Here is an 18,037-nt window from a genome sequence, read left to right as displayed (position 1 = left end):
CCGGCGCCCACCGGGCGACCGTCGTGCGTCCCCGCCGTCCCCGTTCGGCCCCCACCGCGGGGGCCTCGCGGTGAGGGCAGGTCCGTGCGCCGGGCCGACCGGGCATGGACCGGGCGCCGCCGGTGTTCCCCGGGCGAGGGTCCCCGCCGGCCGCGGGTCGACCCACCCCGCGCACCTCATCCCCGAAGGACACCTCCTGCCCGTGACCCACCCCCGCTCCGCCACCCACCGACGCCGGGAGCGCTCCGCCGACCGCCGGCCGACCGGCCCGGCGCCCGACCGCGCCGCCGCCCGCGAGGAGAGGCGGGCCCAGCAGGACTGGGTGGCCGGCGCTGCGCCCTCGCTGCCCGTCCGCGCGACGCGCCCCGGGGTGGTCGTCTTCCACCTCGGCCCCACCAACTCCGGCAAGACGCACGACTCGCTGCAGGCCCTGGCCGCGACCGGCTCCGGGGTGTACGCCGCTCCGCTGCGCCAGCTCGCCCAGGAGGCCTACGCGAAGTTGGCGGCCGCGCTCCCGCCCGGCACGGTGGGCCTGTCCACCGGCGAGGAGGAGGTGGACGCGCAGGCCCCGATCGTCTGCTGCACGGTCGAGAAGGCGCCCCCGCGCGGGCAGCTGCTCGTCCTCGACGAGTCGCACTGGGTCGCCGACCCGGAGCGCGGGCACCACTGGGCCCGGTTGCTGCTCACCGGCGAGTACCGCGAGATGCACCTGATCAGCGCCGCCGAGGCCCACCCCCTGCTCGAGCCCCTGGTGTCCGACGCCGAGCGCATCACGGTGGTCCGGCACGAGCGGCTGTCCCGGCTCGACGTCCTGCGCGCCCCGGTGCGGCCGGCCGGGGTGCGGCCGCAGACGCTCGTCGTCGCCTTCTCCCGGACCACCGTCTACTCCGTCGCCGCCACGCTCGACCGGCACCGGCCGGGGAAGGTCGGCGTCCTCTACGGGGCGCTGCCCCCCGCGACCCGCCGCGAGGTCATCGAGCGCTTCACCGCCGGCGAGATCGAGGTGCTGGTGACCACCGACGTCATCGGCCACGGCATCAACGTGCCGGCCACCACCGTGCTCTTCGCCGAGACCACCAAGTTCGACGGGGCGCAGGTGCGCCCCCTGCGCACCTGGGAGACCGCCCAGATCGCCGGTCGCGCGGGGCGGTACGGCCTCACCGGCCACGGCCGGGTCGGCGTGCTGACCGGGGTCACGGGACTCGACCCCGACCCGCGGCTGCTCCTGGCCGGAGCGGCCGTCGCCCGCGGCGACGCGGCCAGCGACCTCCCCCGGCGCGCCCCCCGGCTGCGGCCGGAGCTCGCGGACCTCGGCGCCCTCGAGGCCGTCGACCTGCCCGAGGCGCTGACGCGGTGGATGGCGTGGGCACGGACCGCCACCCGCGACGAGGCGGTGACCGCCGACGACGTCACCGGCCTGGTCCTGCGGGTGCAGGTGCTGCTGCCGCTGCTGCGGGGTCCGCTGCGCGCCGTCGGCGACCTGGACACCGTCTGGCGCCTGGCCAACCTGCCCATCGACCACAACCCGCCGCGGCGTACCCGCTGGCTGGTGCTGGCCAGGGCCGCCCTGGAGCACGCCGCCGGCCTGCCCGTGCGACCGGAGACCGTGCTGCCCGACGTCCCGCGCGGCGGTGGCGTGGCGGAGTTCGAGCAGGCTGCCGCAGGGGCGCGTGACGCCCAGATGCTGCTCCGGCAGTTCCCCGGGGTCGCCGGCCTGGACACCGACGACGCCGCCTGGGTCGAGGAGGAGTGCGCCGAGGCGATCGCGGAACTGCTCCCCGATGCCATCTCCCTCGCCCGGACCGGCAGGTGCGGGGGCTGCGGCACCGCGATCGCCCCGTGGTTCACCACCTGCCGCCCCTGCAGGGCCCCGGCCGGCCGCCGTGGCGGTGAGCGGGACCGCCGTCCGACGACGGGCGCGCGGCGGGTGGACGGCCGGGCCGGCGGCGGGACCCGGGTGGCACGGCGCGGAGCCGGACGCCGGCAGGCGTAGCGTCACCCACGGACAGAGGAGGCCTCATCGCCGCACACCGTGGACGCTGCACCGAGGCTCATCTCGGCTGCCCCTGCCGGGGGGACGAGGCGATCCACGAGGAGCGCTCCCGCCAGAGGGCCGAGGCCCGCGAACGGTCGCACGAGTCCGTCGAGTGCCCTGAGTGCGGCTCCCCCACGACGCCGCTGGCCATCGTCACCTGGGGGAACTGCCGGGTGTGCCGCACGGCGCAGTCCCGGCTGACCGACCCCCTGCGGTGGTGACCGGTGGTCCGGGGGGCTGCCGGCGCCCGGGACCACCCCGGCCTCGTCGCGTCCCGCGGCACCCTCACGCGGTCGCGCGCCGCCCGGGGCGGTCGACCCCGACCTCGCGGAGCCCGGTGACGGCCAGGACGCGGCCGGTCGGGTAGACCTCGATCTCGGCGTCCTCCGCCAGGGCCGCCACCACCGTCAGCCAGCCGGCGGGCCCGAACCGGACGATGCGGTCGGCCAGCTCCGTCCGGCGGGACGGGTCCTCCGGGTCCTGGACCACGACCCGGCCCCGGTACAGGTGCCGGTCGTTGACGGTGGTGATGTCCATCGACCCAGGCTCCCCCGTCGACGGTCCCGGGTCGACCCGGTGGGACGACGCGCCGCAGGGGTCGTCCCGTCGACGCGGCACCGTGACCGGCGCCGGCACGTCTACACTCGGTCCCGGTCGCCGTTGTGCCTCTGCTTCGTTCTCGGACGTCCGCAGTCGTCTCTGCCTGACGTTCCCCTCGGTCCTGCCGGTCGGTGCGGCGACCCAGGACCGACGGTCGTCGGCCCTGACACGACAGCACGGAAGAGAGAACGACATGACCCAGGGCACCGTGAAGTGGTTCAACGCGGAGAAGGGCTTCGGCTTCATCGAGCAGGACGGCGGCGGCCCCGACGTCTTCTGCCACTTCTCCGCGATCTCCGGGACCGGCTACCGGTCGCTGGACGAGGCGCAGCGGGTCGAGTTCGACGTCACCCAGGGCCAGAAGGGCCCCCAGGCGGAGAACGTCCGCGCGCTCTGAGCGGACGACGGGAGGGGGCACGGCGACACGTCGCCGTGCCCCCTCCTCGCGTCGGTGGCCGGGGTGCCCGCCACGGGTGAGACTGGGTGGCCAGGAGGGACCCTCCGGCGGAGGAGCTCGCGATGATGACCGTGGTGACGACGACCCGGCTGCGCCCGGGCGGCGAGCCGGAGTGGGACGCGGCGGTCCGCGCCCGGTTCGAGTCGGCGCACGACCGGCCGGGGTGGGTCTCCGGTCAGCTCCTCACCCCGGCGGACGACCCCCGCACGCGGGTGCTCGTCGGCACCTGGGAGAGCCGGGGCGACTGGGAGGCCTGGCACCACGACCCCGCCTTCCTCGAGCAGCGGTCGACGCTCGAGCGGCTCGAGGCCGAGCCCAGCCGCACCGAGTGGTTCGAGGTGGTGGCCGACGCCCGCCGAGGCTGACCGACCCGGCCCCTCCGGTCCACGGCACGCGCCCGCCCGCACCGCGGCAGCCCCGGGCGGGTCCCGTGCTGGCTGAGCTGCTCCGGGCCCGCTCCACCGCCGTGCTGGACCGTGCCGGCGACCGCCTGCTGCTGCGCACCGACGCGTCGGGCGTCGACCGGCTCGCGGAGTGGCACGCCGGGGCGGTGCGGCCGCTCCCCGCGGGCGAGGAGCGGGTCACCACGGCGCGCTACCGGCCCGGACGCCGGCAGGCCGTCGTGGAGGGCGATGCCGGAGGGGACGAGCGCAGCCGGCTGTGGCTGCTCGACCTCGACGGCCCGCCGTCCCGCGACCGGCCGGTGCGGCGGGACCTCACCTCCGACCCCGCCGCCGTGCACCGCCTCGCCGGGGTCGGCCCCGACGGCCGGACGGTGGCGGTCCTCGCCAACCGCCGGGACCGCGCCGTCTTCGACGTCTGGCTGCTCGACCCCGACACCGGTGAGGAGCGGCTCCTGCACCGCGGCGACGGCTGGTGGCAACCGGCCTCCGGCTTCTCCCCGGACGGCCGGTGGCTGTCGGTCCTGCGCCCGGGGCCGCGCCCGAGGGACACCGACCTGCTGCTCCTCGACGTCGCGACCGGCCGCGCGCGGGTGGTGCTCCCCCACCCCGACGAGGCGGCGCTGGTCGGCGCCCCCGCCTGGGTCGACGCGACCACCCTGGTCGTCAGCAGCGACCGGGGCCGGGACCGCTGCGCCCTCGTCAGCGTCGACCTCACCACCGACGGGGCGAGCGTCGTGCTGGCACCGCCCTGGGACGTCGCGGGGTGGACCAGCCCGGACGGGCGGACCCTGCTGGCGGTGACCGACGTGCACGGCAGCAGCGCCGGCGAGCTGTTCGACGCCCGGACCACGGCGTCCCGGGGCGTGCTGCGGCTCCCCGACCCGGACACGGTCATGGCCTGGAGCCACCTGCTGCCCGATCCGCTGGTCGCCGACGACGGCAGCGTGCTGGCGACCTGCACCGCGCCGGGCCTGCCGCCCGGGGTCTGGCGGCTGCGCGCGGACGCGCCCCCGGAGCCGTTGGCCCGCGACCACCTCCCGGTCGACCCGGCGCGGCTGCGGCGCCCGGAGCGGCACACGGTCACCAGCGCCGACGGGGTCGACGTGCCGCTCCTGGTGCACCGGCCCGACCCCCCGGCCGGCGCCCCGCCCCCGCCGGGGGTGGTCGTGCTGCACGGCGGGCCCGAGGGCCAGTCGCTGACCGACTTCTCCCCCGTCGTGCAGGCGCTGGCCGCCCGCGGCTACGTCGTCGCCCTGCCCGACGTGCGGGGCTCCACCGGCCACGGCCGGCGCCACGCCGCCCTCGACGACACCACCCGGCGCCTGGACTGCCTGCACGACCTCGCCGCCGTGCACGGCTGGCTGGTCGGCGCGGGCGTGGACCCGGCCCGGGTGGCGCTGTGGGGCACCTCCTACGGCGGGTACCTGGTGCTCGCCGGGTGCGCGTTCCAGCCGGGGCTGTGGGCCGCCGGCGTCGACATCGTGGGCATCAGCGACCTGATCACCTTCCTGGAGCGGACGGCGGACCACCGGCGCGCGCACCGCGAACGCGAGTACGGGTCGCTGCGCACCGACCGGGCCTTCCTCGCCGTCGCCTCGCCGCTGCGGCGGGCCGGGGAGATCCGCGCTCCGCTGTTCGTCGTCCACGGCGCGAACGACCCGCGGGTCCCCGTGGCGGAGGCCAGGCAGCTCGCGTCCGCCCTCGGGAGCCGGGGCGTGCCCTGCGAGCTGCTCGTCTACGACGACGAGGGGCACGGGCTGGCGCGGCTGGCCAACCGCCTCGACGCGCTCCCCCGGGCGCTCGACTTCCTCGACCGGGTCCTGGACACGCCCCCTCGTGAGCCCGCCCCCTCGTGAGGGAGCCCGGCCCGGTTGCCGGCTAGGGAACCGGGGCCGCCCCGGCGGCCGAGGGGACGGCCGGGCGCCGCCCGGCCGGCAGCCCGAGCTCCTCCACGGCCTGCTCGTAGCACTCGTGCAGCAGCACCAGCCGGTCGACCAGCCGGTCGACGTAGGCGGCCGAGGTGCGCACCGGCCAGGGCTCGGACATCAGGGCCCAGAACAACCGGTCGACGTCGCGGCCGGACGCGTACCGGGCCCACTCGGACGGTGACGGCTGCAGGCCGAGGGCGGCGGTGAGGCGACGGGAGACCGTCCGCCGGAGCCGGGCGACGACCGGTCCGGCGCCGGCGGGGACGGCCTGCCGCGCCCGGCGGGGACGGCGCGGCGGGCCGGCCGCGACCGGGGGCGGGACCACCAGGCCGATGGCCCGCCCGAGCAGGGGCACCAGCCGTGGCCGGTCGGCCGCCGACAACCGGTCGTTGGCGTGCCGCAGCACGGCCGCCAGCTCGCCGTCGACGCAGTCCGGCGCGTCGCTGAAGGGCTCCCCCGCCAGCAGGGCGGTGTACTCCATGAAGCAGGCACCGCGGGCCGGGTTGCGGTGCCTGCCCCGGCTCAGGACCGGCATCGACGCGGGACCGTCGGACATCGTCCCCCCACAGCTCGGCGCGCGGACGCGGCGGCGGGCCGCGGCGCCGACCCGGCCGCCGGCGTCCCACCGGTCCTCCCAGCGTAGGCGCGCGGCCGGGCGGGCGGGGGGTGCTCAGCCGAAGGCCTCCCGCACCTCCTCGGAGGCCGGGGAGTCGTCCCGCTGCCGGGTGGACGGCGCGGCGCCGGCGTCCTCGCGGCGGGACCCGCCCGCCCCGGCGACGGCGACGACGGCGGGGTCCAGCCGCAGCACCGCGTAGCCCGCGACGGCCCCCGCGCCGAAGCCCGGCGCGAAGATGCGCACCGGTTCGGTGATGACGCCGTCGCGCACGGCGTCGTGGATGGCCAGCGGGATGCTCGCCGAGGAGGTGTTGCCGACCTTCTCGATGTTGAAGTAGAGCTGGTCGGCGGTCAGCCCGGCCCGCTCGGCCAGGCCGATCACCATCGTCTTGTTCGCCTGGTGCGGCACGATGAGGTCGATCGCGTCCAGCAGCGACCCCTCCCGGCCGTCCGGGGCCGGCAGCTGCCCGAGCTCGTCGATCATCTGGGAGAGGTAGCGGCCGGCCAGCGCCTTCACCTGCGGGCCGAACACCGTGATGTTGTTGTCGAACTCGGGGTTGGGCCAGAGGATCGAGTTCACCTCGCTGGCCGGGCCGCTGGCGTAGGTCTTCATGTAGTCGATGTCGCCGTCGGTGCCCTCGGGCGCCGGGCCGACGACCAGCGCCGCCGCGCCGTCCCCGAAGATCATCCGCGAGGTGCGGACGTTGCCGATCTTGTCGGAGAACTTCTCGACGCAGACGACGAGGACCGGCCGCTCGACCTCCTGCAGCATCCGCACGGCGTCGGCGACGCCGTAGGGCATGCCCGCGCAGGCCGCGATGAGGTCGTAGGCGGCGTAGACCTGGTGCATGCCGAGCTGGCCGCAGAGGTAGGTGGCCAGCGACGGGATGAGGCGGGAGCTGGTGCAGGTGCAGACCAGGACGGCGCCGATCTCCTCCGGCTGCCGGCCGGCCTTGTCCAGCGCCGCCTCGGCGGCCTGCAGCGCGAGGTCCTCCAGCGGCAGCGAGCTGTACTCGCGCTGCTCGATGCCGGTCTTCGACGCGATCTCCTCGGCGCTCATCGGCGACCAGTTGTAGGCGGTGTTGCGGATGAGGTCGTCGTTGTCGCACACCTGGTCGCCGTGCACCACGGCCAGCGCCTCGATCCGCGGCTGCACGCCGAACCGCTGCCGGACGTCCAGCTCCGGGTAGGGCCGGACCGGCGGCCGGGACTCGCGCGGGCCGGCGGCGCGCCGGGGTTCGGCACCGCCGCGCAGCCGGCGGAGGAAGGCCCGCACCTCCCTGTCCCGCGGGTGGAAGGCGACGACCCAGTCGTCGTCGCGCAGCCGGCTCACGTCGGCCAGCTCCACCTGCGACCGCTCCCACGGGTACTGGTTGTGCAGCACCATGGCCCAGCGGTGCAGCGCCTCGAGCTCGGGGACGTCCTCGGAGACGTCGAGGATGTCGGTGTAGTCGTAGACGGGGTAGTCCGGGTCGTAGTGCGGCAGCCGGAAGGTGAGCGCACCCGGCTGCTCCAGGAACTCGGCGACCGTGGGCTTGATCGCCGGCAGCGTCGAGGCGTGGTGCCGCCGGTTGGCGAAGACGTCGAAGAGGATCTCGAAGACGCGGTCCTCGCAGGCGTCGTCCCACCGGGCCGGCAGCCGGGGGTAGGCGTCCTGGACGCCGGACACCTTGGCCTCGCCGTCCTCCCACGGCTCGAGGACGGGCAGGAACACCTCGGGGCGGGTGCGCGGCAGGTCGCCCCACCGGGTCGGCCGCTTGTCGTACATGGTGATCGAGAAGCGGTTGGCCCAGAACAGGTTCAGGGCCATGTCCCGCATCAGGTCGTAGCGCGTGCCGTAGCCGCCGGTGCGGACCTTCTCGAGGATCTCGGTCCCGCTGGGGGCCTTCGTCTCGAAGTCGCGCCGGATGACGCTGTCGAGCTGGTCGAGCGTCTCCAGGGTGGAGAAGTCGAGCTCCGGCATGATGTTCGAGGGGAACACGATGCGGCCGTGCCGGTTCAGGACGAAGGCGTTCACGGGAGTCCTCTCGTGACGGGGCGGTCAGGTCGTGGGAGCGCGCTCCATCCCCCGCTCGACGGCGGCGATGAGGCGGGGCCGCAGCTCGGCGGCCGGGATGATGGCGTGCACCGAGCCGACCCGGCGGGCCCGCTCGATGTCGTGGACGGCCTCGAACTCGTCGGCGACCTCGCCGAGCTTCTCCGACCGGACGGCGGTGCGGACACCGGCGAGCTCCGCGCGCAGGTGCGCCTGCTGCACCGCGTCGGCCGCGGCGATGGCGGCCTCGAGCTCGCGCACCCGGGGGTCGGCGGCGGTGCGCCGGTCCACCTCGCGGGTGAAGACCACCGCGGCCGCGGGGGCCCCGCCGATGACCGAGGCGTAGGACCCCTCGACGGCGAGGACCTCCATGTTGTCGTTGAGGACGCCGGAGAACACGACGAAGGCGCCGCCGTGGTAGCGGGAGATCACGCAGAAGACGATCGGGCCGTCGAAGTTGACCATGGCCCGGCCGATCTCGGCGCCGTACTCGAGCTGGACCTCGCGCAGGGACTCCGGTGACCCGTCGAAGCCCGAGAGGTTGGCCAGGACCACCAGGGGCCGGTTGCCGCTGGCGGCGTTGATGGCGCGGGCGGTCTTCTTCGACGACCGCGGGAACAGCGTGCCCGCCGTCCACTGGTCCGGGCCGTCGGCGGGGTGGCTGCCGCGCCGGGGGATCGGCCGCGACTCCACGCCGACGACCGTCACCGGGTGGCCGCCGAGGTGGGCGTCGAGGACGACGGCGGTGTCGGCGTCGGCCATACCGGCCCACCGCTCCAGCACCGGGTGGTCGGTGTCGGTGACCGCCCGCATCACGGTGCGGATGTCGAAGGCCTTCTTGCGCTCCGGGTTGGCCTCGGCCGAGAAGACGTCGCCCACGGTGCTGAAGTCGCTGGCCGGGTGGGTGTGCGGGAACTCCCGCACGTCCCGGTCGCGCGGGTCGTCGGTGCCGGCCGGCCGGGCCCAGCGCTCGCCGGGCGCCCGGTAGGTGTGGTCGTAGTGCCGGAAGAGCAGGTCGACGGCGGCGGCCAGGTGCGGCGCCCAGTACTGCGCCTGCCCGTTGGGCCCCATGACGCGGTCGTAGCCGCCGATGCCGAAGTTGTCCTCCGCCGACACCCCGCCGGAGTAGTCGAGGGAGTGCTTGCCGGTGAGCACCATCGCGCTGTCCGGCGTCATCACCAGGATGCCCTTGGTGTGCATGAGCATCGTGGCCTCGGCGTTCCAGTACGGCTGCGCCCCCACGTTGATGCCGGCGACGACGACGTTGACCTCGCCGCCGGCCTGGGTGAACTCGATGATCCGGCGCAGCGCGCGGGCGACCCAGTCCATGTTCTCCGTGCCGCTGTCCATGGAGATGCGGGCGCCGGAGGACAGCGCGAACCACTCGACCGGGATCCCGCGCTCCTCGGCCAGGTCCAGGGCGGCGACGACCCGGGCGCACTCGGGCTCGGCGACGGTGCCGAGGGCCTTGGTGGGGTCGCCGAGCAGCGCCACCCGCGTCATGCCCTCGGGGTAGCGGGCCGTCGGGGTGCGCACGAGCCCGGCCACCAGGCCGGCCGTGTTGCGGCCCGGCGGCCGCTCGACCGGGGCCAGCCGGCCGTCGCCGTCGAGGTCCAGCTCGACGAACTCGCCGCCGGGCCCCGCCAGCAGCGGGGCCAGCTCGTACGGGTACGCAGCACCCCGGGCCCGGGAGCCGAGCACCTTCTCGGTGTACTCGTCCAGCGGCCGCATGGGCTCGCTCGGCCGGTCGGTGACCTCCATGCGGACCCCGGTGCCGGGCCGGTGCGAGAAGCGCAGCGCCACCTCCCGGGGCGGCCCGCCCGGCTCCTGCAGCCGGGCCAGCAGCACGATCTGGTCGAGGCCGGCGCCCACGGTCAGCGGTGCGGCGGTGCGGGCGAAGGTGGCGATCTGCTCCAGCGGCACCTCGATCGACGGCCAGGCGTACAGGTGGATGCGGTTGTGCTCCAGCGGCCGCCGGGAGCGCCGCAGCGACTGGGCCCGGCGCAGGCTGTCCAGGCAGGCGGTCAGCTGCCGCTCGGCGGTGGGGTAGCCGACGATCTCGCCCTGCTCGTCGCGCACCGGGGTCAGGTCGCGCACCTCGGCCATGGCGACGAACCGCTCGTCTCGGGGGTTCTCCCGGGCGGTGACGTGCAGCAGGTAGGTGTCCTCGGCCGAGGGCACGCGCTCGCCGTCGAACTCCTTCAGCCGCCACACCTGGAACCGCTGGGCGGTCAGCGGGTGCAGGCCGCGGATGAGCCGTTCCTCGGCCAGCCCGGCCGGCGACGCGCGGAAGGTCACCGTGTCGACGTCCCCGTCGGGCGTGCAGACCGTGACGGTGACCCGGCGGACGGCGGGCACCGCCTCGAGGGGGCGCAGCGCCCGGTGCAGCTCGGCCACCACGGCCTCGTCGTCGGCGGGGCGGTCGGGCCAGGAGAGGTAGAGGTCGACGAGCAGGGTCCGGGACTCGCCGACGTCCCCGGCCAGGCGGGCGACCTCGCCGACCAGGGCCGGCAGCCCGGCGACCTCGGCCATCAGCGCGACCAGGTGCAGCCGGGTGCCCAGCAGGTCGTAGTCGGCGGTCACGCACGAGCTGCCCGCCAGCAGCGACGACCGCAGGTTCTCCAGGTCGCGGCTGCGGTAGTAGCGGCGGGTCAGCACCTCGAGAACGGGGTCGGGGACGGCGGTCGGCCGTCCGAAGCGCTGCGCCAGCAGGCGGACCAGCGGCTCGGGGCTGGCCACGAGGGCCTCGATCCGCCGGATGCTCTCCGCCGCGTCGCCGCGGGCGCCGGCCTCGTCGAGCTCGTCGAGCAGCCGCCGGGCCTCGGTGAGGACCTGCTGCCGGGCCTGCCGGAGCACCGGCTCCTCGAAGTGGCGGTAGCGCACGGCGCGGGCGAGGTCCCCGACGGTCGGGTACCGCAGCTGGGTGGCGACGACCAGCCGGTCGAGCACCTCCCCGACCTCGGCCCGGGAGGGGCCGTCGGGCAGCTCGGCGGCGGTGAGCCAGCGGTCGAGCAGCGCCTGCACGGCGGGCAGCTGCTCGGCGACGCGCTGCTGGGCCAGGAAGATCCGGAAGACGGCCTCCTCCAGCGCCGGGCCGGGCTCGAGGTCCTGCACGCCGTAGCGCAGCAGGGCCCGGCACAGCCGGGCCCGGAAGCTCTCCGGCAGGGCCTCGCGCTCGACGTCCAGGGAGTGCAGGTAGGCGTGGAAGTACTCCCGCGGGCTGTGGACCTGCGCGTCGGCCTCCTCCTCGGCGCTGGCCGGGCGGTTGCGGGTGAGCTCGCACAGGTCGGCGAAGGTGGTGAGCACGGCCAGCTCGCCGCGCAGCAGCTCGGGGTCGTCGGGGACGGCGTCCCGGGCGGGGCCGTACCCGGCCACCAGCTCGCGGGCGTGCGCGGCGCTCACGTCGTACCCGGTGATCAGGGCCTGCAGCTCGGCCAGCAGCGACCGGGCCCGGTCCCCCGGGTCCCCCTCGGCCGGGTCGCGGGGGGCCGGCAGCTCCAGGCGCTCACCGGAGGCCTCCTCGGCCTCGCCGCCCGCCCGGTCGAGGGTCAGGAGCGCGGCCCCCGCGTCGACCTGGGCGTTGACGGCGGCCTGGACGTCGCGGACCCGGCCGGCGAACGGCGCGCGCACCGGCGTCTCCATCTTCATGCTCTCGAGCACGGCGACGGTCTGGCCGGCCTCGACCTCCTCGCCGACCGCGACCCGCACGGCGACCACGACGGCCGGCGCGGGAGCGCGCACCACACCGCCGACGTCCAGGGCCACCCGGTGGGTCTCGCCGTCCACCTCGACCAGGGAGGAGCCGGTGGCCGACGACACGACGACGGAGAACCGCTCGCCGGCGGCGGTCAGCCGGCTCTCCAGGGGCCCGAGCCGGTCCACGTCGACGTCGACGGTCCGGTCGTCGAGCCCGACCCGGTAGCGGTCGCGGCCCAGGGTCGCGACGGTGAGCCGGTAGGCCTGCCCGCGGTGCCCGAGCTCCAGGGTCCGCCCGACCCCGTGCGGGGCGCGCGGGCGGCGGCCGCGCGCGGCGGTCAGGAAGGCCGCCCGATCGCGGGCCTCCTCGGCGTCGGCGACGTCCACGGCCACCTGGACCAGCGCCACCCAGGCCCGGCCGAGGGGCCGGGGCCCGGTGCCGGCGCCGGTGCGGTCCAGCCAGCCGGTGTCGACGGTCCCCTCCTGCACCTCCGGCCGGTCGAGGAGGTCGAGCAGGAAGGACTTCGTGGTCGTCCCGCCGCGGAGCACCACCGTCGTCTCCCGCAGCGCGCAGCGCAGCCGGGCCAGCGCCTCGGGCCGGTCCCGGCCCCAGGCGATGACCTTGGCGACCATCGAGTCGTACTGCGGCGGGATGACGTCGCCGACGCCCATGCCCGTGTCCACGCGCACCCCGGGCCCGCCGGGCAGGCGCATGAGCTCGACCCGCCCGGGGGCGGGGGCGAACCCCTGCTCGGCGTCCTCGGCGTTCAGCCGCGCCTCGACGGCGTGGCCGGACGCCTCGGGCACCGGCCCCTCGAGCCGGCCGCCGGCGGCCACGTGCAGCTGGAGCTTGACGATGTCCAGGCCGGTGGTCTCCTCGGTCACCGGGTGCTCCACCTGCAGCCGGGTGTTGACCTCCAGGAAGGTGAACAGCTGCTCGTCGGGCTGGTAGAGGAACTCCACCGTGCCGGCCCCCACGTAGCCGGCCGCCTTGACCAGCGCGGTCGCGGACTCCCGCAGGGCGGCGTCCTGCTCGGCGGTCAGCGCTGGGGAGCTCGACTCCTCGATGACCTTCTGGTTGCGGCGCTGGACCGAGCAGTCCCGCACGCCCGGCGCCCACACGGTGCCGTGCCGGTCGGCGACGACCTGCACCTCGACGTGCCGGCCCCCCTCGACCAGCCGCTCCATGAACACGACCGGGTCGCCGAAGGTCCGCTCGGCCTCCACCCGGGTGCGGGTGAGCGCCTCGTCGAGGTCGGCGGGGCCGCGGACGACGCGGATCCCCCGGCCGCCGCCGCCGCTGCGCGCCTTGACGATGAGCGGGTAGCCGATGACCTCGGCGTGCCGGCGGCCGTCCTCGAGGTCGGCCACGGGGCCGCGGCTCCACGGCGCCACCGGGACGCCGGTCTCCTCGGCGAGGACCTTCGCCTCGATCTTGGCGCCCAGCAGGCGCATCGCCGCCGGCGGCGGGCCGATGAACGTCACGCCCAGGTCGGCGCACAGCTCGGCGAACGCGGGGTCCTCGGCCACGAAGCCCCAGCCGACCCAGGCGGCGTCGGCCCGGCTCTCCCGCAGCGCGCGCGCCAGCTCGGCGTGGTCGAGGTACGGGGACCGGGCGCCGCCGTCGCGCAGGAGGACGGCCTCGTCGGCCACCCGGACGAACGTCGCCCGGCGCTCCTCCTCGGTGTGCAGGGCCACGACCCGGGTCCGCCGGCCGTGCTCGGCATCGAGCTCGCGGACGGCCCGGACGAGCCGGACGGCCGGTTCCCCCCGGTTGACGACGGCGATGCGGTCGAACACCCGAGCGCCCTCCCTGTCGGTGGTCCCGGGCCGGCGGTGCCGGCCGGGAGCGGCTACACGCGCGGGCCGGCGACCCCGGCCGGTGCTCCCCCTGCCCCCGCCGGGCCGCGCACGGCCGTCGGGGCGGGTGTACGGGTCGACGTCACCGGGCCTCCTCGGAGCAGGGGCGTGTCCGCCTCGTCACCAGAGCCGGGACGCCGACGGTCCCGGCCGTTCCGGCCCCGGATCGGTACGTGCGCAGCATCCTGCGGGAGCTGCGTCATGGCAAACCGGGCGGCGCCGTCCCGGGCTCCCGCGGCCTCCGCACTGGCCCCGCGCGCCGTCCACCCCCATCCTGTGCGGGCCGGTGACCGGTGCGGGCCGGTGGTCACCCGGGGGTACGCCGGAGGAGGACGTCGATGAGGGTGACCGTGCTGGGGGCCGGCTCGTGGGGGACGACGGTCGCCGCGCTGCTGTGCCGGCGCGACCACGAGGTCCTGCTCTGGGCCCGCGACCCCGACGTGGCCGCCGAGATCGGCGGCGAGCGCACCAACGGCGCCTACCTGCCCGGTGCCCGGTTGCCGGCGCGGCTGGGGGCGACGGCCGACCTGGAGCGGGCCGCCCGGCACGCCGAGCTGCTGGTGGTCGGCGTCCCCACCGGTGCGTTCCGCGGGGTCCTGGAGCAGGTCCGGCCGCACCTGGCGCCGTGGATCCCGGTGGTGAGCCTCAGCAAGGGCCTCGAGCGGGACACCCACCTGCGCATGACCGAGGTGGTCAAGGACGTGCTGCCCGGGCGGCCGGCGGCGGCGCTGACCGGCCCCAACCTGGCGCGGGAGATCATGGCCGGCCAGGCCGCGGCCAGCGTGATCGCGACCGATGACCTGGCGGTGGCCGCGGCGCTGCAGCGCGAGGTGCAGCGCGGGCTGTTCCGCGTCTACACCCACCACGACGTCGTCGGCTGCGAGATCGGCGGCGCGTTGAAGAACGTCGTCGCGATCGCCACCGGGATGGCCCAGGGCCTGGGCGTGGGCGACAACACCAGGGCCGCGGTCATGTCGCGGGGCCTGGCCGAGCTGACGACGCTGGCCGTGGCGATGGGCGGGGAGGCGGCCACCCTGGCCGGGCTCGCCGGCATGGGTGACCTCGTGGCCACGTGCGTGAGCCCGCAGAGCCGCAACCGCCACGTCGGCGAGCAGCTGGGTCTGGGCCGGTCGCTGGACGACGTGCTCGGTGAGATGCGCATGGTCGCCGAAGGGGTGCGGACGGTGGCCACGGTGGTGGACCTGGCCGACGAGCACGGGCTGGACATGCCGATCGCGCGCACGATCTCCGACGTCGTCACCGGCCGGATCCGGGCCGCGGACGCCTACCGGGGCCTCACCCGGGCCGTCCCGGCCGGGCACGAGTCCCAGCCGGGCTGAGCCCCCGGCGCGCCGCTCAGACGGCGGCGGTGCCGATGAGCCCCTTGCGGGTCACCAGGCCGGCCAGCTCCTCCTCCCCGAGCCGCTCGGTCCCGGCGGGGCGGCGCGGCAGGACCATGTACCGGGACTCGGCACTGGCGTCCCAGACCGAGATCCGCGTCGTCGCCGGCAGCTCCAGGCCGAACTCGCGCAGCACGCCGCGGGGGTCGCGCACCACCCGGGAGCGGTAGGCCTCGCTCTTGTACCAGCCGGGCGAGGGGCCCAGCAGCGCGATCGGGTAGCAGGAGCAGAGCGTGCAGACGACGACGTGGTGCTCGGCCTCGGTGTTGGCGACCACCTTGAGGCGTTGCTCCTGCAGGCCGCCGGACATCGAGAGCCCGAGCTCGCGGATCGCGGCGTTGGCGTCCGCGAGGAGCCGCTCGGCGAACCCCGGGTCGACCCAGGCCCGGGCGGTGATCCGCGCGCCGTTGGCCGGCGAGCCGCCGGCGAGGAACTCGTCGATCCGGCGGTCGATCTCGCCGTCGTCGAGCAGGCCGCGGCGCTCCAGCAGCGCCTCGACGTGGCGCACCCGCGCCGCGATCGGCGAACCGGCGTGGGTCCCGCTCATGCGTCCTCCTCGATCGGGGTCAGGTAGTCGGCCCACAGCTCCACGGTGACCGTGTGGTCGCCCGCGCCGAACAGGTCGGCGGCGGCGAAGCGGACGTGCCACACCGGTTGCGGGGCGCCGGCGCGGCCGCGGGCCCGGTCGTCGGCCAGCGGGTGCACGCCGGCCTCCTCGACGAGGACGCCGACGGCGCCGCGGGCGTACCGGGGCAGCCGGGTGTGGCCGTCGGGATCGGTGCTGCGGGTGCGCACCCGCACGCCGGGGGCGAGGTCAGCCACCGGGCCCCTCCAGCTCCTCGGGGGCAGCCACGCCCTTCTCCGCCAGCAGCGTGACGATCGCGGTGAACCAGCGCTCGTAGTAGGAGGCGGCGAGGTACTCCTGCGGCGGCATCCGCTCGATCGCGTCGCGGAACTCGTCGAGGTTGTAGACGCCCCGCCGGATCAGCGCCCCGTTGAGGGCGAGGACGTGGGCCTCCCAGTCGGCGTGGAACGGCGGCTCGTCGGGCTCCTCGGAGATCGCCGGGAACCCGGCCATCCCCCCGACGTCGTTGATGCGGCTCACCCCTGCTTCCTACCGCGCCGCGGGCGGCCCGTCAGGCCCCGTCCGCGCCCGGCCGCGGGCGAGGCCGAGGTGGTGGGCCACCGACTCCCCCAGGGAGACCGCGTCGACGGCGACGGTGACGATCGTGGCGCCCTCGGCGGCGAGGGCGGCGGCCTCCTCGCCGCTGTAGGCGTGCACGCCGACCGGAACGCCCGCCGCGCCGGCCCGGGCGACGACCGAGGACAGCACCTCCCGCAGCCGCACCCGGTGCTCGTCCCCGGCCAGGCCCAGCGACAGGGACAGGTCGCCGGGGCCGACGTAGACCCCGTCCAGCGCCTCCACGGCGAGGAGGGCGTCGAGGTCGTCGAGCGCGGTCGCGGTCTCCACCATGGCGACGACGAGCGGCTCGTCGGCCCCGCCGAACAGCCGGCCGATCGACCGGCCACCGGCCGGTGCGTAGCGGCTGGCGGCGACCACCTCCCGGGCGTGCCCGGCGTCGCGCACGCTCGGCACGATGACGCCCCGGGCGCCCAGGTCCAGCGGCCGGCCCACGTCGGCGAACCCCGGGCTGCGGGTCCGGACGAGCGGCACGGCTCCGGCCGCGGTGATCGCCGCGGTGATCCCCGGCAGCTCGGCCTCGGCCACGGCACCGTGCTGCAGGTCGACGACGACGAAGTCCGGGCCGGTGCGGGCGAGCACCTCGGCGGTCACCGCACCGGGCAGCAGGCTCCACAGGCCGTGGCAGGCCTGCCCCGCCGACCACCGGCGCCTCAGGTCGACCTCGCTGAGCGCCATCTGCGGACCGCCTCCCACCCGGCCCGGCGGCACCCCCGGCGGGCGCCGACCCGGGACCTCGTCCGGGGCTGATCCTGCCGCACCGACCGGCAGGGCGGCGTCACAGCAGGGCGGCGTCACAGCAGGGCGATGCCGAGGCAGAGCCCGATCAGGGCACCGGACAGCGCGGCCGCCCCCGCCCCGGACGCCCGCCGCCCGGCCAGCGCGAACCCGTACAGGACCCCGAGCGCGAGCAGCGCCACGATCGCCGTGGTCGGGGTCGGCCGCCCGAACACGGCCACGGTGACGGCCAGCGCCAGCAGGCTCACGCCGGCGAGGGTGACGAGCGCCCAGCGCCAGCGCTGCCAGACCGAGCCCTCCTGCTGGCGCCGCGGCCGGTGCCGGAGCCGCAGCACGAGCCAGGCGAGCACGCCCAGGCCCGTGCCCACGGCGAGCTTCTGCACGCCGGTCAGCTCCCCCAGGCCCTCCAGCAGCAGCGAGCTGATCACCCCCGGCACGACGGGGACCAGGAGGTCCTCGGCGGAGGGCTCCTCCCTGGTCCTGGTCTGCCCATCGGTCCGCTCCGCCACGACCGCCTCCCCCCGATCCCCGGTGCACCCGACGCTAGGGACCGCTGCGCCACCGCTGCGTCACCGTTCCGTCACCCAGCACCCGGGGGACGGCGGCCCTGCGGGCCGCTGCCGGGCCGCTCCTGCGGTGACGCCCCGGTGACGCCGGGAGCGGAGGATCGGCGGTGGCCGTCGAGGGGGACCGGGACGGGTGCGGCCGGGACGGGCCGACGGGAGGCGAACGCGATGACGGCCACGGCTGTCGGCTCCCCGACGGCGCGAGCGGCCGGGCACGGGGCCGCCGGGCAGGAGCGACCGTGACCGCGCCCACCCCCGGTGAGGACCGCTGCGGGGTCTGCGTCCTGCGGGTGTGGCCCCACGGGGACGGCGTGGTCATCCGCGTCGTGTCGCGGACCGACGTGCAGCGGTGGGCGACCGAGGACCGGTGGACGGTCGCGGACGTCGACGCCGCGCTGGTGCTGCTGCGCCGCTTCCTGATGGCGGCGGGGGGGGGGGCGGGGCCCCCCCCCCCCCGCGCGCGCGGAGCCCGGGGCCCCCCGGCGCCGCCCCGGTGAAGCCG

At 76.5% G+C, this 18,037-nt stretch carries 15 protein-coding genes; 6 read left to right on the top strand and 9 right to left on the bottom strand.

The window, feature by feature from the left end:
• The first annotated feature begins 202 nt into the window (after positions 1-202).
• A complete protein-coding gene (locus tag ACI8AC_RS09910) occupies positions 203-1,993 on the top strand; it encodes a helicase-related protein (protein WP_456897588.1) in 1,791 nt (596 codons plus the stop codon).
• A gap of 327 nt (positions 1,994-2,320) precedes the next feature.
• Here ACI8AC_RS09910 and ACI8AC_RS09905 read toward each other — a convergent pair whose 3' ends face one another.
• Positions 2,321-2,572, bottom strand: coding sequence for a hypothetical protein (locus tag ACI8AC_RS09905; protein ID WP_456897587.1), 252 nt, complete (start codon positions 2,570-2,572; stop codon positions 2,321-2,323).
• 256 nt (positions 2,573-2,828) lie between these two features.
• Here ACI8AC_RS09905 and ACI8AC_RS09900 point away from each other — a divergent pair, with 256 nt between their 5' ends.
• The 3 genes from ACI8AC_RS09900 to ACI8AC_RS09890 all read left to right on the top strand — a co-directional run bounded on the left by ACI8AC_RS09900 (position 2,829) and on the right by ACI8AC_RS09890 (position 5,352).
• The gene (locus tag ACI8AC_RS09900) at positions 2,829-3,032 is read left to right on the top strand and encodes a cold-shock protein (RefSeq protein WP_456897586.1); all 204 of its coding nucleotides are present in this window, start codon (positions 2,829-2,831) and stop codon (positions 3,030-3,032) included.
• Between the two features lie 122 nt (positions 3,033-3,154).
• Positions 3,155-3,457 (top strand): antibiotic biosynthesis monooxygenase family protein, encoded by a 303-nt coding sequence (locus tag ACI8AC_RS09895; protein WP_456897585.1) that lies wholly within the window; start codon positions 3,155-3,157, stop codon positions 3,455-3,457.
• A 65-nt stretch (positions 3,458-3,522) separates the two neighbouring features.
• The gene (locus ACI8AC_RS09890) at positions 3,523-5,352 is read left to right on the top strand and encodes a S9 family peptidase (RefSeq protein WP_456897584.1); all 1,830 of its coding nucleotides are present in this window, start codon (positions 3,523-3,525) and stop codon (positions 5,350-5,352) included.
• A gap of 22 nt (positions 5,353-5,374) precedes the next feature.
• Here ACI8AC_RS09890 and ACI8AC_RS09885 read toward each other — a convergent pair whose 3' ends face one another.
• The 3 genes from ACI8AC_RS09885 to ACI8AC_RS09875 all read right to left on the bottom strand — a co-directional run bounded on the left by ACI8AC_RS09885 (position 5,375) and on the right by ACI8AC_RS09875 (position 13,570).
• Positions 5,375-5,959, bottom strand: coding sequence for a hypothetical protein (locus tag ACI8AC_RS09885; protein WP_456897583.1), 585 nt, complete (start codon positions 5,957-5,959; stop codon positions 5,375-5,377).
• A gap of 135 nt (positions 5,960-6,094) precedes the next feature.
• Positions 6,095-8,056, bottom strand: coding sequence for a 3-oxoacyl-ACP synthase III family protein (locus tag ACI8AC_RS09880; RefSeq protein WP_456897582.1), 1,962 nt, complete (start codon positions 8,054-8,056; stop codon positions 6,095-6,097).
• Between the two features lie 24 nt (positions 8,057-8,080).
• Entirely contained in the window at positions 8,081-13,570 is a 5,490-nt protein-coding gene (locus tag ACI8AC_RS09875; protein ID WP_456897581.1) for an ATP-binding protein, read from the bottom strand.
• Between the two features lie 398 nt (positions 13,571-13,968).
• On the opposite strand from ACI8AC_RS09875, the gene ACI8AC_RS09870 reads away from it, so the two are divergent.
• Positions 13,969-14,970: an NAD(P)H-dependent glycerol-3-phosphate dehydrogenase gene (locus ACI8AC_RS09870; protein ID WP_456897580.1), complete on the top strand. Its 1,002-nt coding sequence runs from the start codon at positions 13,969-13,971 to the stop codon at positions 14,968-14,970.
• A gap of 16 nt (positions 14,971-14,986) precedes the next feature.
• On the opposite strand, the gene ACI8AC_RS09865 is transcribed toward ACI8AC_RS09870, so the two are convergent.
• The 5 genes from ACI8AC_RS09865 to ACI8AC_RS09845 all read right to left on the bottom strand — a co-directional run bounded on the left by ACI8AC_RS09865 (position 14,987) and on the right by ACI8AC_RS09845 (position 17,478).
• The gene (locus tag ACI8AC_RS09865) at positions 14,987-15,577 is read right to left on the bottom strand and encodes a nitrile hydratase subunit alpha (RefSeq protein ID WP_456897579.1); all 591 of its coding nucleotides are present in this window, start codon (positions 15,575-15,577) and stop codon (positions 14,987-14,989) included.
• Positions 15,574-15,852, bottom strand: coding sequence for an SH3-like domain-containing protein (locus ACI8AC_RS09860; protein WP_456897578.1), 279 nt, complete (start codon positions 15,850-15,852; stop codon positions 15,574-15,576). The genes ACI8AC_RS09865 and ACI8AC_RS09860 overlap by 4 nt, the downstream gene beginning before the upstream one ends.
• Entirely contained in the window at positions 15,845-16,135 is a 291-nt protein-coding gene (locus ACI8AC_RS09855) for a hypothetical protein (RefSeq protein WP_456897577.1), read from the bottom strand. Before ACI8AC_RS09855 ends, ACI8AC_RS09860 begins: the two co-directional genes overlap by 8 nt.
• Positions 16,136-16,144: 9 nt before the next feature.
• Positions 16,145-16,909: an HpcH/HpaI aldolase family protein gene (locus tag ACI8AC_RS09850; protein ID WP_456897576.1), complete on the bottom strand. Its 765-nt coding sequence runs from the start codon at positions 16,907-16,909 to the stop codon at positions 16,145-16,147.
• Between the two features lie 116 nt (positions 16,910-17,025).
• Entirely contained in the window at positions 17,026-17,478 is a 453-nt protein-coding gene (locus tag ACI8AC_RS09845; RefSeq protein WP_456897575.1) for a hypothetical protein, read from the bottom strand.
• Between the two features lie 296 nt (positions 17,479-17,774).
• On the opposite strand from ACI8AC_RS09845, the gene ACI8AC_RS09840 reads away from it, so the two are divergent.
• On the top strand, positions 17,775-18,032 hold the full coding sequence (locus tag ACI8AC_RS09840) for a hypothetical protein (RefSeq protein WP_456897574.1): 258 nt from the start codon (positions 17,775-17,777) through the stop codon (positions 18,030-18,032).
• The last annotated feature ends 5 nt before the right edge of the window (positions 18,033-18,037 follow it).

Source organism: Geodermatophilus sp. SYSU D00758 (assembly GCF_054049955.1).
This window is presented reverse-complemented; position numbering and strand designations above follow the sequence as displayed.

Bases quoted from the DNA above. Each gene is read 5' to 3' on its own strand.
- ACI8AC_RS09865 (WP_456897579.1), bottom strand. From the start codon at position 15,577: ATGAGCGGGACCCACGCCGGTTCGCCGATCGCGGCGCGGGTGCGCCAC.
- ACI8AC_RS09900 (WP_456897586.1), top strand. From the start codon at position 2,829: ATGACCCAGGGCACCGTGAAGTGGTTCAACGCGGAGAAGGGCTTCGGC.
- ACI8AC_RS09885 (WP_456897583.1), bottom strand. From the start codon at position 5,959: ATGCCGGTCCTGAGCCGGGGCAGGCACCGCAACCCGGCCCGCGGTGCC.
- ACI8AC_RS09850 (WP_456897576.1), bottom strand. From the start codon at position 16,909: ATGGCGCTCAGCGAGGTCGACCTGAGGCGCCGGTGGTCGGCGGGGCAG.
- ACI8AC_RS09870 (WP_456897580.1), top strand. From the start codon at position 13,969: ATGAGGGTGACCGTGCTGGGGGCCGGCTCGTGGGGGACGACGGTCGCC.
- ACI8AC_RS09895 (WP_456897585.1), top strand. From the start codon at position 3,155: ATGATGACCGTGGTGACGACGACCCGGCTGCGCCCGGGCGGCGAGCCG.
- ACI8AC_RS09905 (WP_456897587.1), bottom strand. From the start codon at position 2,572: ATGGACATCACCACCGTCAACGACCGGCACCTGTACCGGGGCCGGGTC.